Below are 17541 nucleotides of genomic sequence, written 5' to 3'. Positions count from 1 at the left end.
GAGAATTATACCATATCTTCCGTGCGCGTGGAATGGCAATTGTAAAGATTATACTAGAATTGGAACTAGAGATGAATTAAATTTTATCAATCCAATTGTGCCGAAGATACAGATGCTGTTGTGACGGATGCAGCAACAACTGTCACATCCACGATCGTCATCGAATAAGGCTTCAATTGGATCTCTCCAGCGAAACTGGAAGATGGCGTCTCCGGTAGTGGATTAACTTGTGGCGCATCCAACCAACTCGCATTCGGGTTCGTCAGAAACGATGGCAAAGGATTAGCGCCCCCATAAACCCAATTCGTCTTGAGCTCCCAGCCTGGTATTGAAACATTGACAGGGTTCATGGTCCGATTGGCGAAAACGACCTTCTTAATGCCATTTGCATCACCAAAACCCCATGCACCAACATCCGCAACGTTGTAATAGACATCCGTTGCTATGAACCGCAGCTTTTCATTTTGTACATCGCCTTGTGAAAGATTGAGCTTGAAGTAGCTGCTATTGGTATTTAGCAGACCTCCCAAAGCTTTAAATACATAATAATTCGGTAATTCAACGAGTTCACCCGCCGCGGTTTGCTGAACGATGCCAAACCCTTGTGGATCTACCATCGCATGTACGTCAGTAATCGTCACTGCGCCCGACTCGATCATTTGCAGCACCCGTTCCATATTGTGCATCGCAAATGCCGGGGTTTTCATAAATTGTTTGCGTGCCTTTTCGTTAGGGTCTTTCTCGCCGAATAGGACGGTTGGAAGAGATGACCATTCCGTAACCCATATTTCCTTGCCAGGGAATTGGTTTTTCTGAATAGACAGACCTTCCAATGCACTTTGATTATACGTGTATAAGTATCGCATCATTTTGCTGTTCGTTAGATCAAATAGACTGGGAATCGGTGAATACACATGAACGATGATGGCGTCGTAAAAACTGCTGTCTGTCATTAGCGTTTGATTCCAAAGCGCAACTCGTCCCCCTTGTGTAGATCCCCAATCCACATCAGGGTCTGGCAGATTATTAGGGTCGGCAGCTATTCGGTCTTCCAAATCTTTGGCCACAGCCACAATTCCGATTCGAATGGTCGGATCTATGTCTTTGATTCCCTGATAGATCAATTTGCATTTAGCTATATATTCAGAAACTGATGGGAAGCTTGCATCGAACAAGATGGAATAAAGCTCGTTCCCCATTTCCACATAGATGGGTTGTGTCGTTTGCTGCTTCATCTGCTGGACTTGTGTCAGGATTTCACTCACTGACTGAGAGATTACATTTAGTACAAATATGTAGGGAACCTCCAGCGTATTGGCGAGATGATAGGAATCCGCAAGATATAACCCCGGGTACCCAGGCTGGAGATTCACACTCTCTACCGCCCCAACAGTTCGATTCCCATAGAATTGCTGATACCGCGGATCTTTGGAATTCATGACCGTACCTTCGTTGTACAAATAGTAATTCGCCCCCGTACCATCGGGTCCACGAACATTTTGCAGCTGGAGGTCCATTCCTAGATTATCAAAGCTTTCCAGTTGAAAATCAGTCACCCTTCCAACCTTAACGAGTTGTTCGTTATGTGCTCCTAAGAAATGGGACGGCAGAGCATTCGGATTCGGATCAATCGCGAATTCGGCCATCGATACGGTTGGTTCCGGCACAGCATTCACAACTACTTGCGTCGAAGCCGAAAATCCGCCATCTACGGTAGTAACGGTGATGACCGCAGTGCCTGCAGACAAAGCTTTAATCGCTTTGGAAGTACTCGAACCTCCTGCCAAACTGACCACGGAAGGATTACTGGACGTCCATATGGTCAACGGGTTATCTACATCCGACGGGCTAACCGCCGCAGTAAGCTCCTCAGCTTCCCCCATGTATAGGGAAGTACTAGGCTTGTTGAGGGTAACCCCTGTAGGCCGGACATATACGACGATATCGCTCTTTTCCTGATAAGAATTATCATAAGTTGCCGCAGTTACGACTGTCTGACCCTTCACTATAGCTGTAACCACTCCCATCTGATCTACTGTCGCCACCTGCGTATTGCTTGAAGTCCACGCCACACTTTTTTCTGTCGTATTGTTCAGCTGCAGCGGTTCGCTATTCCCACTTGCAATCGCAGTTAGTTTGGCGCCCAAGACAAAGGGCGAACTTTCATGATTCCATATTTGGATGTGATCAAAAGCAGCCTTCACATTGTAAGTTGTCAGCTGCACCTTGCCGAAGGCATAGGAGACATTGGAAATGGCACCTGCATACGTATAGTCGAGGTCAGTTGCGCTTTTCACATAAACCTGAACCCAATTATCCAAAGCGACCAATTTAATATCGTAATCCGTATCCATGTTAAAAGTCATGGCATACATCGACTGCTCTGTGCCACCCGCTTTGACGTAACTTAATCCCGTGCTTCTGATTAGTAAACGTGTATAATCGACCTCGCTGACATACCTGAATTTCACTGAAATAAAGTTGCCTGCCAGATTTTCACCCCGATTAAACCTCATAGCAATCGTCTGGTTCCTCCACATTGCTTCTGCCCCTTTCATTTCGATCAATGAGGAGGCCGTTGAGGTGGAAGATAGCCGAGAATTATCAACCTTCCAAGTCCCATACACCGCTTTCCAAACGCTCATGCCCTCGCTGAAATCGTCCTGGAACTGCAAGATACCAGTAGGATTAATCGGATCCATGACCACGATTTCAGCTTTATCCTGATAGATGCTGTCATTCGTTGCTGCGGTAATGATCGCCTGCCCCCGCGCGAGCGGGGTCACAGTTCCAGTCTGATCTACGGTCGCTACCTGGTTGTCGCTTGAACTCCAAATCACACTTTTCCCGGTCGTATTCGTCAACTGCAGCGATTCGCTATCGCCCTTGTTGAAAACGCTTAACTTTTTGCCTAGCATAAGCGGTATCTTTTCAAGGTTCCATATTTGAATGTTGTCTAAAGCCGCCTTGACATTGTACGTTGTCAGTTGTACTTTGCCGTAATTATAGGAAGCATTGGAAATCGCACCCGCAACAATGTAATTAGGATCAGCAGCGCTTTTTACATATACTTGCACCAAATCGTCAATGGCTACCAATTTGATATCATAATCCGTTCCCGTATTGAAAGTCGTTGCATAAAAAGACTGCTCCGCTCCACCTGCTTGGATATAACTTAATCCCGTGCTTCTAATCAGCAATCTTGTATAATCCGCCTCGCTGACATACCTTAATTTGATCGAAATGAAATTGTCATTTGAGCTTGTGGCGAGTCTATTGAATCTCATGGCTACCGTCATGTTCCGCCATTTGGTAAATATCCCTTTCGGCTCAATCAGTGAGGACGAAGCGGCCGGAGAAATAAGCTGCGAATGGTCAATTCCCCATGCTCCGGATGCGGCATGCCACAAACTCATGCCGTTGCTGAAATCGTCCTGGAACTGCAACACGCCTATCGAATCGAGGGGATCCTTCACATAAATATCAAATCTGACTTGTTCCAGACTATCTGCCGTGGAAGCCGTAATCGTCACCAGACCCCTGCCGGCAGCAGTGACCACACCATTGCCATCTACGGTTGCCCTTGTCGTGTCACTTGATGTCCAGGCAACGGCTTTACCAGTTGTATTGATTAGCGGCAAAGCAGATTGACTTCCCAAATTCAAAGATGACAACACGCTTCCATTCGCCATAAAAGCGGAAGATTGCGTATTCGATACTTTGACATTATCCAGCAGCACCTTGTCGTTGGAGGTTTGGAATTTCAGCTTTCCGCTTTGTACGGGCAGTCCCGCAATCGTCCCCGCGCTCGTGTAATTGGATTCCCAATCCTTCTTGGCATAAATGGTTGCCGTGCTTCCAGACAGCATCATCTTTACGTCATAGTTAGTACCCACGGTAAATGTATAACTGGAAAGGTACGACTCCGCAGCTCCATTTATTGTATAGCTTAACCCCGTAGGTCTGATCAACAAGCCCAAATTGCTTGTGTTACTCACATATCTTGTAAAAACTCTTGTAAAACCGCCTCCTGGCGCTCCCACTATTTGGATGCGAAACTCGACGATTTGATCCTGCCAAATGGAATTCGATCCCTTAGGCTCTATTTCGTTAGTGCTGCCCGAGGTAACCCGGAGAGCACCGTTGTCAACCACCCATGATCCTTTTACCCCCTTCCATAACGACATACCATCGCTAAAATCGTCTTGAAATTGCAGTACGCCCATATCTCCAACCCCAACAGCCAGGCTTGCTGGTGCTCGGAATAACCATGCAGCCAAACAAATACTAATAATCACACCCCAGATAACTTTTTTAGACATACCGCAAACAGCCTCCTCTATGAATATGAAAATTTAACATAAATTGTAAGCGCTTTAGTTTTATCGTAAAGCGAAAACAACAAGGTTGTTCCGTGCCGACTTGAACACAAAGCATCCTTGCTGTTCCCTCTTTGCAGTTACCTATTCCACAATTTCACATACAAGTTCATTGGCTCCCAAACGAATTACTCGGTTCTGGAAAGAGATCAACTTCTCCTCCGTGGAATCATTCCAGAATACGAAGAGTCTTCTCGTCTGATGAACGTATTCCGTTTTGACGACTCCCTCAGGCAGTTCCATATCAGTATCCAGCGAGAAAGTCCCGTGATAGAAAAATTCGGAGTAACGATCGCGTAAGGCGATCAGTTCCTTGACGTGGCTCGCATAGGCCGGAGCCGCAGTCACTGTCGCCCGAGAGCGGTAAATGGCAATGTCAAAGCGGTATCCATACACAAAAGCGAAGTGAAGCTGCTGCTTAAAATCGCTTCTTTCATCATGCATGTAGCGATTGGACATAATCGTCTCGGGGAACGTTTGCCGATAAAGCTCTGGGAACGATTCCTCATCTTTAAAGCTCGCATATTGGCAGCTATGATGGAAATCCAGAAGAGGCGCATAGCAATCGACAACGAATTCAGAGCCGAAAGCTTTATCTCCTGTGCATAATTCACGCATTTGCTGCAAATTGCGCCGCCGATAAACCGTCTCGTTATCTCCACGGTTTCCATGATCATGCGAAGCATCGAAACAGAGATGTGGAAAATGTCCAGCAATCTGATCGTAGAAAATAGAGTCCGGATTGTAGCTTAATTTTTGTTGACCGATCTGGGTAAGATGCTTATTCCATTCATCGGTGGCCTGACAGGCAGACACAAAGCTTTTATAGCCAAAATTGCGCAGCAGCATGCCGTCATTGTTGAATTTATAATGCTCCCTGTACTCCATGCCATCAATATTTTTGCGGCAAATCCGATGCCCGGTTTCCTTGTAATAGTCGGATTTCACATCGATCAGCACACCATTTGTGTAGAGAGCAACCCGTCCCCCCCGACGCTGCACTTCCGAAATCGCTGCTTTAAACCCTTCTTCTCCGCCAAGGGCAGGGTCAGGCTCATAGACGGGATAACCGTTGTCGAATCCGCCTTTCCACCAACCGAAGAGCAGAATCATTTCCACCCCGACTGCTTTGCCTTCCTCGTAGACGCGCGGTAAATCTTCATACCGGAAGTAAATTTTGCCGAACTGATGCTTCATGATGATGCGCTGCCAACCGGGAAGCTCCTGTACCCACTCAGGTTTCTGCGGTTCACTGAACCAACCGTCAGCCCATTGCCGGTAAATGGCCGAGCCTTGCCGCCAATCTCCGGGAACGAACGCTACGACAGAGGTCGGAGAGGAAACCTCTTCTCCGCTTTGCACTAATGGGAACTGAGAAACGGCTAGAACAAGACGCGGATCGCTGTTGCGCGGACCTATTCCTGCGGCCAACACACAAGTAGTGAAGTTGTCATCATGCCGACCTACATATAGGAAATGCGAACCACTCTGCACGCCAAACCATGCCATGCTGCCGAAACTCGGATAGGTCATGTCGAGCCAAATCTCATGGTCATCACTGGACATGTATTCCGTGTGAGCCTTGTCAATTGCCGGCCAAGGATCTGCAAGCCGGTGTCCATGCCCCTGACTGCGGAATAGGACATCTCGAGAACGCTGTTCATCTGCAACGACGGATACATCTACGAATGGAAGTTTGACCTCATTGACCCGTACTTCGCTTTGATTGGTTACCTTGTAGGAGAAGTGCAATTGCTCGCCTACTACCAGGACCTGCACCCGAAACAATACGGGATACGTATTGCCGTCCTCTGCTTCGAGCTGATTGTATTGAATAGCCAATCCACCCTCAATTTCGGTTACGGTCCCGCTTTGAAAACTTGAACGAACGGACATGTCGCGAAACTCGCCGTCGTCGAGTTGAATTCTCCAGAAATCTGCTCCTGTGCTCTCTTGTAATAGAAGTCCCTCAGCCGACCAACGTACGAACCGCCCCTGCGAATCCAGGGCAAACTGTAACTTCCCTGCCTTAATTGAATGTGTCATGTCCCAATCTGTCCTTTCCTTATCTTAAATATAGACCGCCGTTCACATCCAGAATAACTCCGGTAATGTACCTAGCTTCGTCGCTTGCCAGGAATACCGCTGCAGCCGCAACGTCTTCAAGCTTCCCTAAGCCTAGGGGAACAGACTCCGTTAAAATCTTCACCTTCTCATCCCCATGCGTTTGATGCAACAATTCAGTTTCGATGATGCCCGGAGCGATCGCGTTAACAGTAATGCCATAAGGAGCAGCCGTCCGAGCGAGCGTTTTCGTGAAGCCGATCTGTCCGCTTTTACTAGCAGCGTAGTGAACATGGCCATATAAAGCACCCTGATGTCCAACGACGGAACTGATGGAAATAATCCTGCCGCTTTTTTGCGGCATCATGATGTCCATGGCATACTTGGAGCATAAGAAGGTGCTCGTCAAGTTGTTGTTAATAATTTCATTCCAACTTTGCAGCGAGGTTTCGACTATCGTTTCCGCCCGGGAAGTGCCGGCATTGTTGACCAGTATATCTAGGCGTCCATACTTCTCTACCGCCATATGAAACAATCTCTGGACATCCGCTTCCTGGCTGACATCCGCTTGGATCACAATGGCATCCCGCCCCATCACCTTGACTTGCTCAACAAGTTGAAGTGCGCTTTCCGTAATCTCCAGAGCGTTAATAATCACATCAGCTCCCGCTTCAGCCATACCTAAGATCATCCCGCGTCCGAGACCTTGCGATGATCCCGTTACCATGACCACTTTGCCAAATAAATCAAACATAACGATTCTTCACCTCGGTTTCTAAAATGACTTAAAAGTAGTGCTCGGCAGCCGGCGGTCGAATTTGAATAAGTTGCCCGTTATAATGCCTTAAATCGTGCGGGGCATAAGGATGCTTAATGGCTGAGTCTTCATACAGTTCAATGCCTAAACCCGGTTTATCCGGGATTGTCATATAGCCATCCTCGAAATGCAACTGTTCGTCCGTGATCTCTTTGCGCCAAGGCACATCACTTGCCATAATTTCCAGATAGAAAAAGTTAGGCGTGCAGGCGGCCAATTGCAGTGTAGCTGCGTTAGCTACAGGACCGCTTGGATTGTGCGGGGCGAATGGAATATAGTTCGACTCCGCCATCGCAGCAATTTTGCGGCATTCCATAATGCCTCCGGCATGGCTGATATCCGGCTGCACATAGTCAAGCGCTCTTCGCTTGAACACTTCGCTAAATGCTTCGCGTGTAAACAATCGTTCCCCGCCTGCGATGGCCACCGGAGATTTCCGCCTTACGTCTACCATGGCGTCCAAATTATCAGGTGGAACCGGTTCTTCGAACCACACCGGTTTGAAAGCCTCAATCTCCTTAGCGATCTTGATCGCAGTAGGTACATTAAAACGGCCATGCCCTTCAATGAATAGATCCATATCATAACCGACGGCATCTCTCACAACGCCAATGCATTCGAGAGCCTTATCCAGTTCCTCATTCGAGAGGGTCATGTACGCTTTGCCGAACGGGTCCCACTTCAATCCCTTGAATCCTCGATCCATCGCTTCCTTGGCTTTAATCCCAAAATCCGCTACACAAGTGGCACCCGCAAACCACCCATTGGCATACACCTTCACCTTGTCGTGAACCTTGCCACCAAGCAGCCTGTGAACCGGAACGCCCAGTGATTTACCGTTAATGTCCCACAAAGCCATTTCCACTGCACTGAGCGCAGACATCAGAACGGCTCCACCCCGCCAGTAGGCATCGCGATATATATTGTGATAATGAGCTTCGATATCAAACGGGCTTTTACCGATCAGGTACCGTTTAATATCTTCAATTGCCCCAACTACAGCATTCTCTTTATACTCCAGCGTCGCTTCGCCAACCCCTGAAATACCTGCATCTGTATAGATTTTAACGAATACGAAGTTTGTACGGTAACAATCGACGACAAACGTATTCACGCCAGTAATTTTCATCTACGCACCCCTATGAACCTTGTTTTTAATTTATCACTCTATTTCTTCTCTGGATGTTCCTTTTTATAAATTTCGGTGGCTTGCTCGATCCATTTCTGACCGCCAGCGTCCAAATATTTTTTCTTAAACGACTCGTATTCTTTGTCGAGATCGCCTTTCGATAAAATCAAAGAGGAAAAGCCTTCTTTCGTAATATCCTGCAAAACTTTTCCCGTATTGCGTTCGATTTCCGGTATATCATAGAGATAAGCGTCTTCGATCGCATTGTCTGATGAAAGCTTCAAGCCGGCTTTTGTTTGATCGTTCAACAATTGAACCGAGAAGCCATTGATACGATTCATCACTCCGTTGTAGGCGAACCCACCCTCATTTCGCAAACTGGCGGCATCGTCATATGGTTTGATCCACTCGAATTTCCCGTTCTCCATTTTGTAATGCTTGCCTTCGATCCCTGCCCAAGTCAATTTGTCGCCTTCATCGCTGATCAAGAAATCCAACACCTTCATAACTTCTGCCGGATGCTTGGAAGCTTTGCTGATATGCATCCACGGACCGGAATCCTCAAGATATAAACGCTGGGTACCGCCTTGATTGTTCGGGCCTTTAATTACGGTAAACTCAAATTGCGGTTTTGGATTTTCTACGTAACGGGTCAGCCAGTTTTGCGTAATCCCGTTCGGGGTGAATTCAAACGTCCCCATCTTTCCGTTCCATAACTTCTCAAATTCCTTCAAATTAGAAATCGTAGCAAACTCGGGATCCATCAAACCTTCTTTATACAATTTATTCAGGAATTTGATTCCATCCATAAATCCGGGCTGCAATACCCAAGGTATCACTTTCCCGTCAATTAGCTTGCCCCTTCCGACCGGAACGCCGTAAGCTGCGAAGATATGAGAAAACGTACTGTAAACGTCGCTCTCTTTTCCTCCCGCAAAGTAAGCACCCACGCCAATCGTATCCTTTTGACCGTTGCCGTCAGGATCCTGATTAGCGAATGCTTGCAGCACCTTATAGTATTCATCGATTGTCTTAGGCACGGGCAGCTTCAATTTATCCAGCCAGTCTTTACGAATGGTCAACACGTTTCCGAATCCCCAACCACGCGGAATGGCGTACACTTTGCCATCAACTTGAGAAGCGCCTTTTAATATGGAACCCTTGTTGTCCAAAATATTTTTCCCGTTGGATTTCAGTAAATCATCCATAGGAATAATCACTTGATTACTAACCAAATCTTTGATTTTTGCTTTATTCGGGTTCAGGAACGCATCGGGCATATCACTTGACGCGATCATCGTATTTAATTTCGTTTCTAAATCCGGAGCATCCACGGTCAAGAACTGAACATTCACGCCCGTTCTTTTGCGGATTTCCTGAACAACTGTGTTATCTTCAGGAAAATTAGTCGTTTTGTCGATCAAAATTCGTACCGTTACTGGTGCTGCAGGTTTGCTGCTTTCACCTGTTTTATTGTCTTCTTTTCCTGTGGTTCCTGGAGCAGTGCAAGCGACCGCACTCATCATCATCACGCTGATTAAACTAAAAGTGACTGTTTTCTTCAATTTCAATTTCACCATATATATACCCCCTAAGTAATGTATCTATTTTGAGAGCTTGCAATAGCTCTTCAAAACCTAACCTTTGATGGATCCTACCATGACGCCTTTAACGTAATATTTTTGCAAAAACGGATACACGATCAGCATTGGAATCACGGAAACAACAACCGTAGCCATTTTGACCGATTCTTCCGTGACCAATCCGATTGAGGCAGCAAAGTTATCTGTCCCCTGAACCTGCTGTAAGGAGCTGCTCTGCAGCATCGTTCGCAGAAACACTTGAAGTACTTGTTTCGCATCAGAGTTGATGTAGAGAATAGCATCAAAATATGAGTTCCAATGGGCTACTCCGTAAAATAAAGCGATTGCAGCAATAACAGGACCCGATACGGGCAGGATGATCGAAAATAAAATGCGCATCGGAGCGGCCCCATCGATGTTTGCCGATTCCTCGAGCTCAGCGGGCAAGCTCTGAAAGTAATTTTTCAAAATAATCAAGTTCCACGCACTGAGAGCAGTTGGAATAATGAGCGACCAAATCGAATCGATCAAACCGAGCTCTTTGACAATCAAGTAAGTCGGGATCATGCCCCCGCTGAACAGCATAGTGAAGAAAATCATGAGCGTAATGAAGTTTCTTCCCACAAATCTTCGAATGGAAAGGGGATAAGCCAACATCGCGGTCAACACAATATTAATCGCGGTTCCGATTACTAAGCGAAAAATGGAGTTTCCATAAGCATAATAAATCCCTTTGCTCTTAAGCAGCAGTTCATAGGAAGTAAGAGAGAACCCTTTCATCCATAAAAACAGCCCTCCACCCATTGCTAGCTTGGGATCACTTAACGAATACATCAGCACATGCCAAAATGGATACAAGGTAACGATCGATAACAGCAGCATGCCTGCGTTCAAAATGAAATACCATAAACGTTCCCCAAATGACTCTCTCATCAGGTGAACCTCCTTCGTACGAAATCGGTTACATCAAACCACTATCTGAATCAATTTTTTTGGCAATAAAGTTTGTAAATAAAACTAGGACTAGACTAATTAACGATTTGAACAAACCTGAGGCGGTAGCCAAATCATATTTGGCATCTTGAAAAGCCAATTTATAAATATACGTGTCTAAAATTTCACTAACCTCGTAAACCTGAGGGTTATAGAGCGCAAACACTTGATCCAGACCCGTGTTGAGCATGCTGCCCACACGAAAAATAAGTAAAATGACAATCGTCGTCCGTAAACCCGGCAGCGTTATATGCCAAATTTGCTGCCATTTCTTTGCGCCATCCACTTTGGCCGCCTCGTACATCTGTTGATCAATCGTTGCAATGGTAGCTAGATATAGGACCGTACCAAAGCCCGCTTCCTTCCAGATATTCGATATGACAAGCAGGCTCCGGAAATATTCCTTGCTGCTCAGCAGGTTGAAGGTGAAATTCTCATATCCGAAAAACCCTGCGATTTCTTTGATTACGCCAGTAGAAGGCGATAAGATGGCAAACAAAATACCTGAGATAATAATCCATGACACAAAATGAGGCAGATAAATCGACGTTTGAACGAATTTCTTATACAGTTGATGCCGGATTTCATTCAGTAGAATAGACAAGATAATTGGAAACGGAAAAGCAAACACCAATTGGTAGAGCGAAATGATAATGGTATTCTTGAAAGCTCTGTCGAATCCATACATAGTGAACAACGTTTTGAAATTATCCAACCCAATCCATTCGCTGGCGAAAAATCCTTGATAGATGTTGTATTTTTTAAATGCGAGCAAAATGCCGTACATCGGTATGTAATGGAACACGATAAAGAACAAAATCCCTGGAATAGCCATGAGGTATAATAGCTTATCTTTCCGAATATGGGACCATTTCCTCTTCCGCTCCAGTGACTTTGAAGACACCTTAAGTTTTGTCACCGTTTGATCATACAACACGCTCAACCCCCTTCTCTTGTAAGCGTTTTAATTTCTGAGCGAAACGGCCATCTAAGTTTTAGATGGCTTTCCCGTTGCTTTCATTCTTGCAATCAAATCCTCTTTGGCCTTATTGACATGATCTCTGGCTATGTTGGCGGCAGCTTCAGCATCTCGATTTTTCAAAGCCTCCAGCAGCATCCGATGATCGTTAACAATATCGCTCCCACGGTTCGAACCAAAGATTTGGCGCATGCTGTCAATCAGTCCCCAATGTCGGTCAATAATGCGAATCGCTTCGGGATTTTCCGCCAGGTTGTTAATGATTTTGTGAAAACTCTCATTAAGTTTGAGGCATAATAACAAGTCACCTTCCTCGGCTGCCTTTTCGTACTGCTCTTGAATGGCAGCAAGTCTGTTGTAATCACTATCCTTCATGAAAGGCACGCCATTCTGAACTAACATCGTTTCAATCGCCATGCGAATATCGTACATATCAGATACGAACTTCTCATTCACCTCCCGTACACTTGCTCCTTTATGAGGCAGCAAACTAACAAGTCCTTCCCCTTGAAGCTGCTGGAGAGCTTCCCGAATCGGCATCACACTAACGCCGTAACGATTGGATAAATCGACGATCCGCAAGCGTACGCCAGGTTTAAATTCACCGGATAAAATATCTTCACGCAGTTTATCGCGAACCCGTGAATAAGTCGTTTCATTTAATGCTGATTCCGTTGTTACATCCATCTTTTTTTCTCCTCTTCATTTCATTCATTTGATATTTGATATAATATCACATCTGAATTAGCGATGTAAACACAATATTTGATATTTGATCAAATATCAAATATATAAGGTCTCACTAAAGATGGACTGTCACATATGCCAAATTTAGTGTTTTAGCGTCGATAGATTATGGGATTGATTACTTTACAGCTCCACGCGGGATTTTTGGGTATCCAGTTCGGTTCCCAGACTATGAAAACCTGCATAAGTGCAGGAATTTCCGGACGAATTCGGTTAAAAAGTGGAAATGCCTGCAATTGTGCAGGTATTTTCATCTTTTTCGACCGCTGATCCAGAAATAGCCTCAAAAACATGCACAAACGCAGGAATTTCATGATTGAGGTTACTTCAAGAGTAAAAAAGATGCACAATTGCAGGTTTATAAAAAAACTTCCGAATTTCAATAAAAAAGAGCTGCCCTCAAGTAGGTTTATCTACTTATGGGACAGCTCCTTCCCTGCAATCTTCCATCCACTACTGAGTCACTTTTACAATCATCGTATCGCTGGACGTGGCACCTGCATGATTAATGATCTCACCGCGATACTCATAGGTGCCTTTTACTCTGCTCGCTATCGTTGTTTCTGCCGATTGGGCAGAAGGAGTATGATTCGTCAGCACTTGCGTATAAATAAGAACACCGTTCTCATATAAATGATACGTCTCACCATTGATTCCCCACCACATGTTCATGCTCACTTTGAAGTTTCCGTCGCCATCCCAGTTATCGCTCGATAAAACCGGTTTGTCAGGCGCTGCTTTCGTAACAGTAACAATGTGCGTACTGCTCGTCGTTGTACCGTAAGCGTTCGTTAACTCGGCATAGTAACGATAAGTTCCATTATTCTTATCGCTAATGGGGGTAGTCATGTCTTGTGCAGTTGGTGAACTATCTGCTAGAACTTTCGTATCTATTAATACATCATTCTCATAAAGCTTATAGATTCTACCGTTTTCTCCATACCACATGTTCATCTTAATCATGTAATTACCGTCTTGCAGTCCCGTATCGTAACCATTGTCATCGGAAAGGATGGGTGCTCCCGGTTTGGCCTTGCTCTTCGATACAAGATTATTGACAATTGCCGTCGCAGTGCCCTTCCTGCCATTGAAATCAACAAACTCGAAAGTAAAGCTCCCATTGAAGTAGAAGGTGTAGCTGCTTGAACCGCCATTATTCGTGATGGTCACCGGTTTGTTCGGTGTCATCGTTGCATAAACAGCTTGAGTTGCAGTCGTGCTTGTCTGATAAGCCACTGTCGCGGTTGGAACGCCTTTATCCATATTGCTGATCACATAATTGGTCTCATTGGAAATGTTGCCGGCAGCATCCGTTCCTCTTGCATACACCGTACTATTTTCTGAAACGACAACGGGTGTCAAATAAGCAGTCCATATGCCGTTTGCCCCTATTTTGTATTCATTCACCGCAGAGTCATCTGGATAACGGATCGTTATGGTGACGTCGGCGTCAGTCGGTGCTGTCTTATCTGCAGCTAATGTTGCTTCTGCCGGAGGTGTTTTATCAATCTTAATGATTGCCGTATGACGGGCTTCAATATTTCCCACGCTATCTACACTCCAATAAACAAGCGTATGAATACCTTCCGCTGTCAATGTAACCGTGTTACCGGTTTGTTGCGGACCGCCATCTACGATGTAGTTAATAGCTGCGATCCCTGATTCACTATCACTTACGTTCAAGTTTACGGTTACATCGTGGTTTACCCAACTTGTCGGCGCATCGTCTGTTGTCGTTGGTGCTGTCTGATCGACCTGTGTAACTTCTACTACAGCTTCAGCGTAAACAGACGTCAATGGATTCATGACGCGGATCACCGCGCTGCCAACAGCCAGAGCACGCAGATGTCCTGCGGCGTCAATGGCTGCCACATCGCTATTCGTGCTGCTCCAAACCAGATATTGATCCGTTGCATCGATCGGAGTTATCCCAGCCATAAATAGATGCGTATCTCCTGTTTGCAAATCAAGTGCTTGGGTATCCAAGCCGATGCCCGTAGCAGGGATGAACTCAAACTTGGCCGCGTCCGCACGAAGCGGTCTGTCATGAGCTGAATTCGCATCCTCGACCGAGATGTAGCTGGCACTTCCTCGCGGCAAATCATAGATGCCCAGTATCTGCCACGAGCCTTGTAGGGTAGATTGATCGACAATCTTGGAATCGCTTTTTAGGCCATCGATATAAATCGAGTATTCGGCTGCTTTCGTCGTATAAACCGGAGTCGCGGGCGTTCCAGGCAGATAAATCGATACCCTGTATCGTCCGGGTTGGATAATTGTTGGTGTCCATTTGGCCGAAGCACCTGTTGGATTCGTAATCGCTCTTGATATGCCGCCGTTATAGCCTTGGAGAACCGTAGAAGTCACCCACTTATTCGTAGCGATTCCTAGTGGCCCATTGACCTCCGTGTATCCCCCATTTGTGCCATAACTATTATAAATCGTCACCTGCTTTATGATGGGCATCGTTACTTGGATCTTCGCTTCGGCATAAAGGGAAGTTAACGGATTCGTGGCACGAATCACCGCCTCTCCGACCCCCGTCGCATTCGCATGCCCCTCGGCATCGACAGTCACGATTTGACTGTTCGAACTGTTCCAAACCAGCGTCTGGTCTGTCGCCTCGGCAGGAGTAAAGACGGCCTTGAAGGCATGCGTATCACCTACCCCCAGGTCCAGTGAATCGGTATCCAGAGCGATACCTTTCGGAGGGATAGCCTCTAGCTTAATGACATCCGCCCGAAGCGGTCGATCGTGAGCCGGGCTTGTATCTTCGAGCAGGATATAACTGCTTGCTCCCCTTGGAAACTCATACGTACCCAATACCTGCCAAGATCCTTGTAGTGAGAATTGATCAACATTTTTTACTTCCTGTTTTATTCCGTTGATATAGATCGAATACGCAGCCATCTTCGTGGTATTCACCGGGGTGGCGGGCGTTCCGGGAAGATACGCTGAAACTCGGTACCGTCCGGACGCAGACACATTTGGTGTCCATTTGGCCGATGCGCCCGTTGGGTTCGTAATCGCCCGCGAAATACCGCCATTATAGCTTTTGATCACGGATGATGTTACCCATTTGTTGGTAGCTGTTCCAAGCGGCCCATTGACTTCGGCGTAACCTCCCACGCTGTAACCGCTATATAGAGTGATCGGATTGGTAATCGTCGGCGGAATCTCTTCGATATAAGGAGCCTCCAACCCACCTTTGACATAAAGCGGATTCTCATCCAGCCGCAGCCGTACATAACCATTCGTTGGCGTATACGTTAACGTATTCCCCATGATGTCTGTGACATGAAGAGGGCTGCCGGTATAAAGCTTGAGATCGGCTCCCGCAGGAGCGTACATAACCCGAATATCCTCCAATGCTGTATGAAACTTATGACTATACACGCCAGGTCCAATATCCTCCGATGTTAAGAAATCCGCTCCCGTTAATGCACGGGTCATAGTCGCATAAGCGGCATAGGCCGGCTTCGGAACATAAGCCCCTTTGGCATCGTCAGGATTCCGAATCAAACCGAACGTTCCCTCAAATTCATTCGGAACCGTAGATTTATTTTGCAAATTATAAATATTGATTTTTTGGATACCATTTGCCAAGGCAGTGACAATTCTTCGAGCCACATAGTTGGCTTGGACATGCTCGTCGAAATTAAAGTTGCTAAATCCTGTCTCCGAAAGATTAATAGGAATCGTTTGATTGTTGTTATAGGTTTTCATAATATTTCTATGCCTATTGATATCTTTAACGAAATCCTCTGGATTCCTCGTATACGAATGAAACGAATATTCATCCAAATAATTCAGCGCGCCTTTTTGATAAAGCGCTTCCAAAAATGCGTCTGAACCCAATTCGCCAAAGACAAATCCTGTTATTTTCACATTCGGAAAAAGGGGATGTATTTGTTCGTAGGATGTTTTTAACAAATTAAAGTAAAAATCTGCTTTCTCTGCCTCAGTGCTAAGTCCCTTCCCAAACGAAGGAATGTCCGGTTCATTCCAAATTTCCACCTGGCCAATTTCCGGGTACCTGCTCAATACTTGCTTGCCATATTCGGCAAAGGCCATCCTTCCTTCCGAACTCGTAGGCGCATTTCCTCCATCATAGAAATCATTATATAACGCAAGAGTGATATAGGGCTTGAGATCGTTCGCCGCTACACGCGACATGAAATCATCATGGAAGGATTTAAAACGATAAACCCCCTTCGCCGTATCCTCGATGTCCCCCCACCGCAAGGCATCCCTGACATACTTAACCCCCATTTTCTTGGCAATCGGAATTAGAGCTGCAGAGTCTTGAGCAATAAGATCCGTTCGAGCAGCGTGTGTTTGTACGGAAAAATGCGAATCCGCCACTTGGCTTAGATCGAAATTCGAGACGACAGCGAACGTGGTTTCTTTTGACGTCAAAACGTTCCCGTTCTGCTTGGCTGTAATCACTAAGTTGAACCATCCATTTTTCCCAGGATTAACGGTTAGCAGGGTCGTTCCATCGCTTACAGGCTGACTTCCGGACTGCACGGTGTTATTCCAATAATCGGAATACACCCAATCAATCGAATCCCCATCCGTATTGATTCTAAATGTTTTGGCATCGCTTTCATAAAAAATGTTCCCAACTGTGGTTTGCTCAATGGTTAATGATGCAGCATGGGCCACTTGGTTTCCTGAAATTAGAGTGATCCCGTATGTTGCTAGCAGAGCAAACACCATAAATGCAGAACTCAAACGGCTTAACACCTTCTTCATTGCCATACATCTCCCTTCAAATGTAAATCATTTTCAACAGAATTCGAAACCGTGTCTGTCCTCTCACCTCCCTCATCCATTCAAAATTTAAA

Annotated in this window: 9 protein-coding genes; all 9 read right to left on the bottom strand. The window is 45.8% G+C overall.

The annotated features are described in order from the left end of the window. Window positions 1–86 precede the first annotated feature (86 nt). Window positions 87–4322: an Ig-like domain-containing protein gene (locus tag BC351_RS29110; protein ID WP_079417613.1), complete on the bottom strand. Its 4236-nt coding sequence runs from the start codon at window positions 4320–4322 to the stop codon at window positions 87–89. 141 nt (window positions 4323–4463) lie between these two features. Then, complete coding sequence (locus BC351_RS29105; protein ID WP_079417611.1) at window positions 4464–6425, bottom strand: DUF6259 domain-containing protein; 1962 nt, start codon at window positions 6423–6425, stop codon at window positions 4464–4466. Window positions 6426–6444: 19 nt separating this feature from the next. Further along, on the bottom strand, window positions 6445–7197 hold the full coding sequence (locus BC351_RS29100) for an SDR family NAD(P)-dependent oxidoreductase (protein WP_079417609.1): 753 nt from the start codon (window positions 7195–7197) through the stop codon (window positions 6445–6447). A gap of 31 nt (window positions 7198–7228) precedes the next feature. Further along, window positions 7229–8389 (bottom strand): galactonate dehydratase, encoded by a 1161-nt coding sequence (gene dgoD / locus BC351_RS29095; RefSeq protein WP_079417607.1) that lies wholly within the window; start codon window positions 8387–8389, stop codon window positions 7229–7231. 38 nt (window positions 8390–8427) lie between these two features. After that, window positions 8428–9969: an extracellular solute-binding protein gene (locus tag BC351_RS29090; protein ID WP_079417605.1), complete on the bottom strand. Its 1542-nt coding sequence runs from the start codon at window positions 9967–9969 to the stop codon at window positions 8428–8430. Between the two features lie 57 nt (window positions 9970–10026). After that, a complete protein-coding gene (locus BC351_RS29085) occupies window positions 10027–10905 on the bottom strand; it encodes a carbohydrate ABC transporter permease (RefSeq protein WP_079417603.1) in 879 nt (292 codons plus the stop codon). A 28-nt stretch (window positions 10906–10933) separates the two neighbouring features. After that, complete coding sequence (locus BC351_RS29080) at window positions 10934–11902, bottom strand: ABC transporter permease (protein ID WP_244209209.1); 969 nt, start codon at window positions 11900–11902, stop codon at window positions 10934–10936. Window positions 11903–11953: 51 nt separating this feature from the next. Beyond that, on the bottom strand, window positions 11954–12631 hold the full coding sequence (locus tag BC351_RS29075; protein WP_079417601.1) for a GntR family transcriptional regulator: 678 nt from the start codon (window positions 12629–12631) through the stop codon (window positions 11954–11956). 513 nt (window positions 12632–13144) lie between these two features. Next, complete coding sequence (locus BC351_RS29070) at window positions 13145–17449, bottom strand: golvesin C-terminal-like domain-containing protein (protein WP_158082267.1); 4305 nt, start codon at window positions 17447–17449, stop codon at window positions 13145–13147. Between the last annotated feature and the right edge of the window lie 92 nt (window positions 17450–17541).

Origin of the sequence: Paenibacillus ferrarius (assembly GCF_002027705.1) — a bacterium.
GTDB lineage: Bacteria > Bacillota > Bacilli > Paenibacillales > NBRC-103111 > Paenibacillus_E > Paenibacillus_E ferrarius.
The sequence above is the reverse complement of the archived record's forward strand: the minus strand, read 5'-3'. Positions and strand labels throughout refer to the sequence as shown.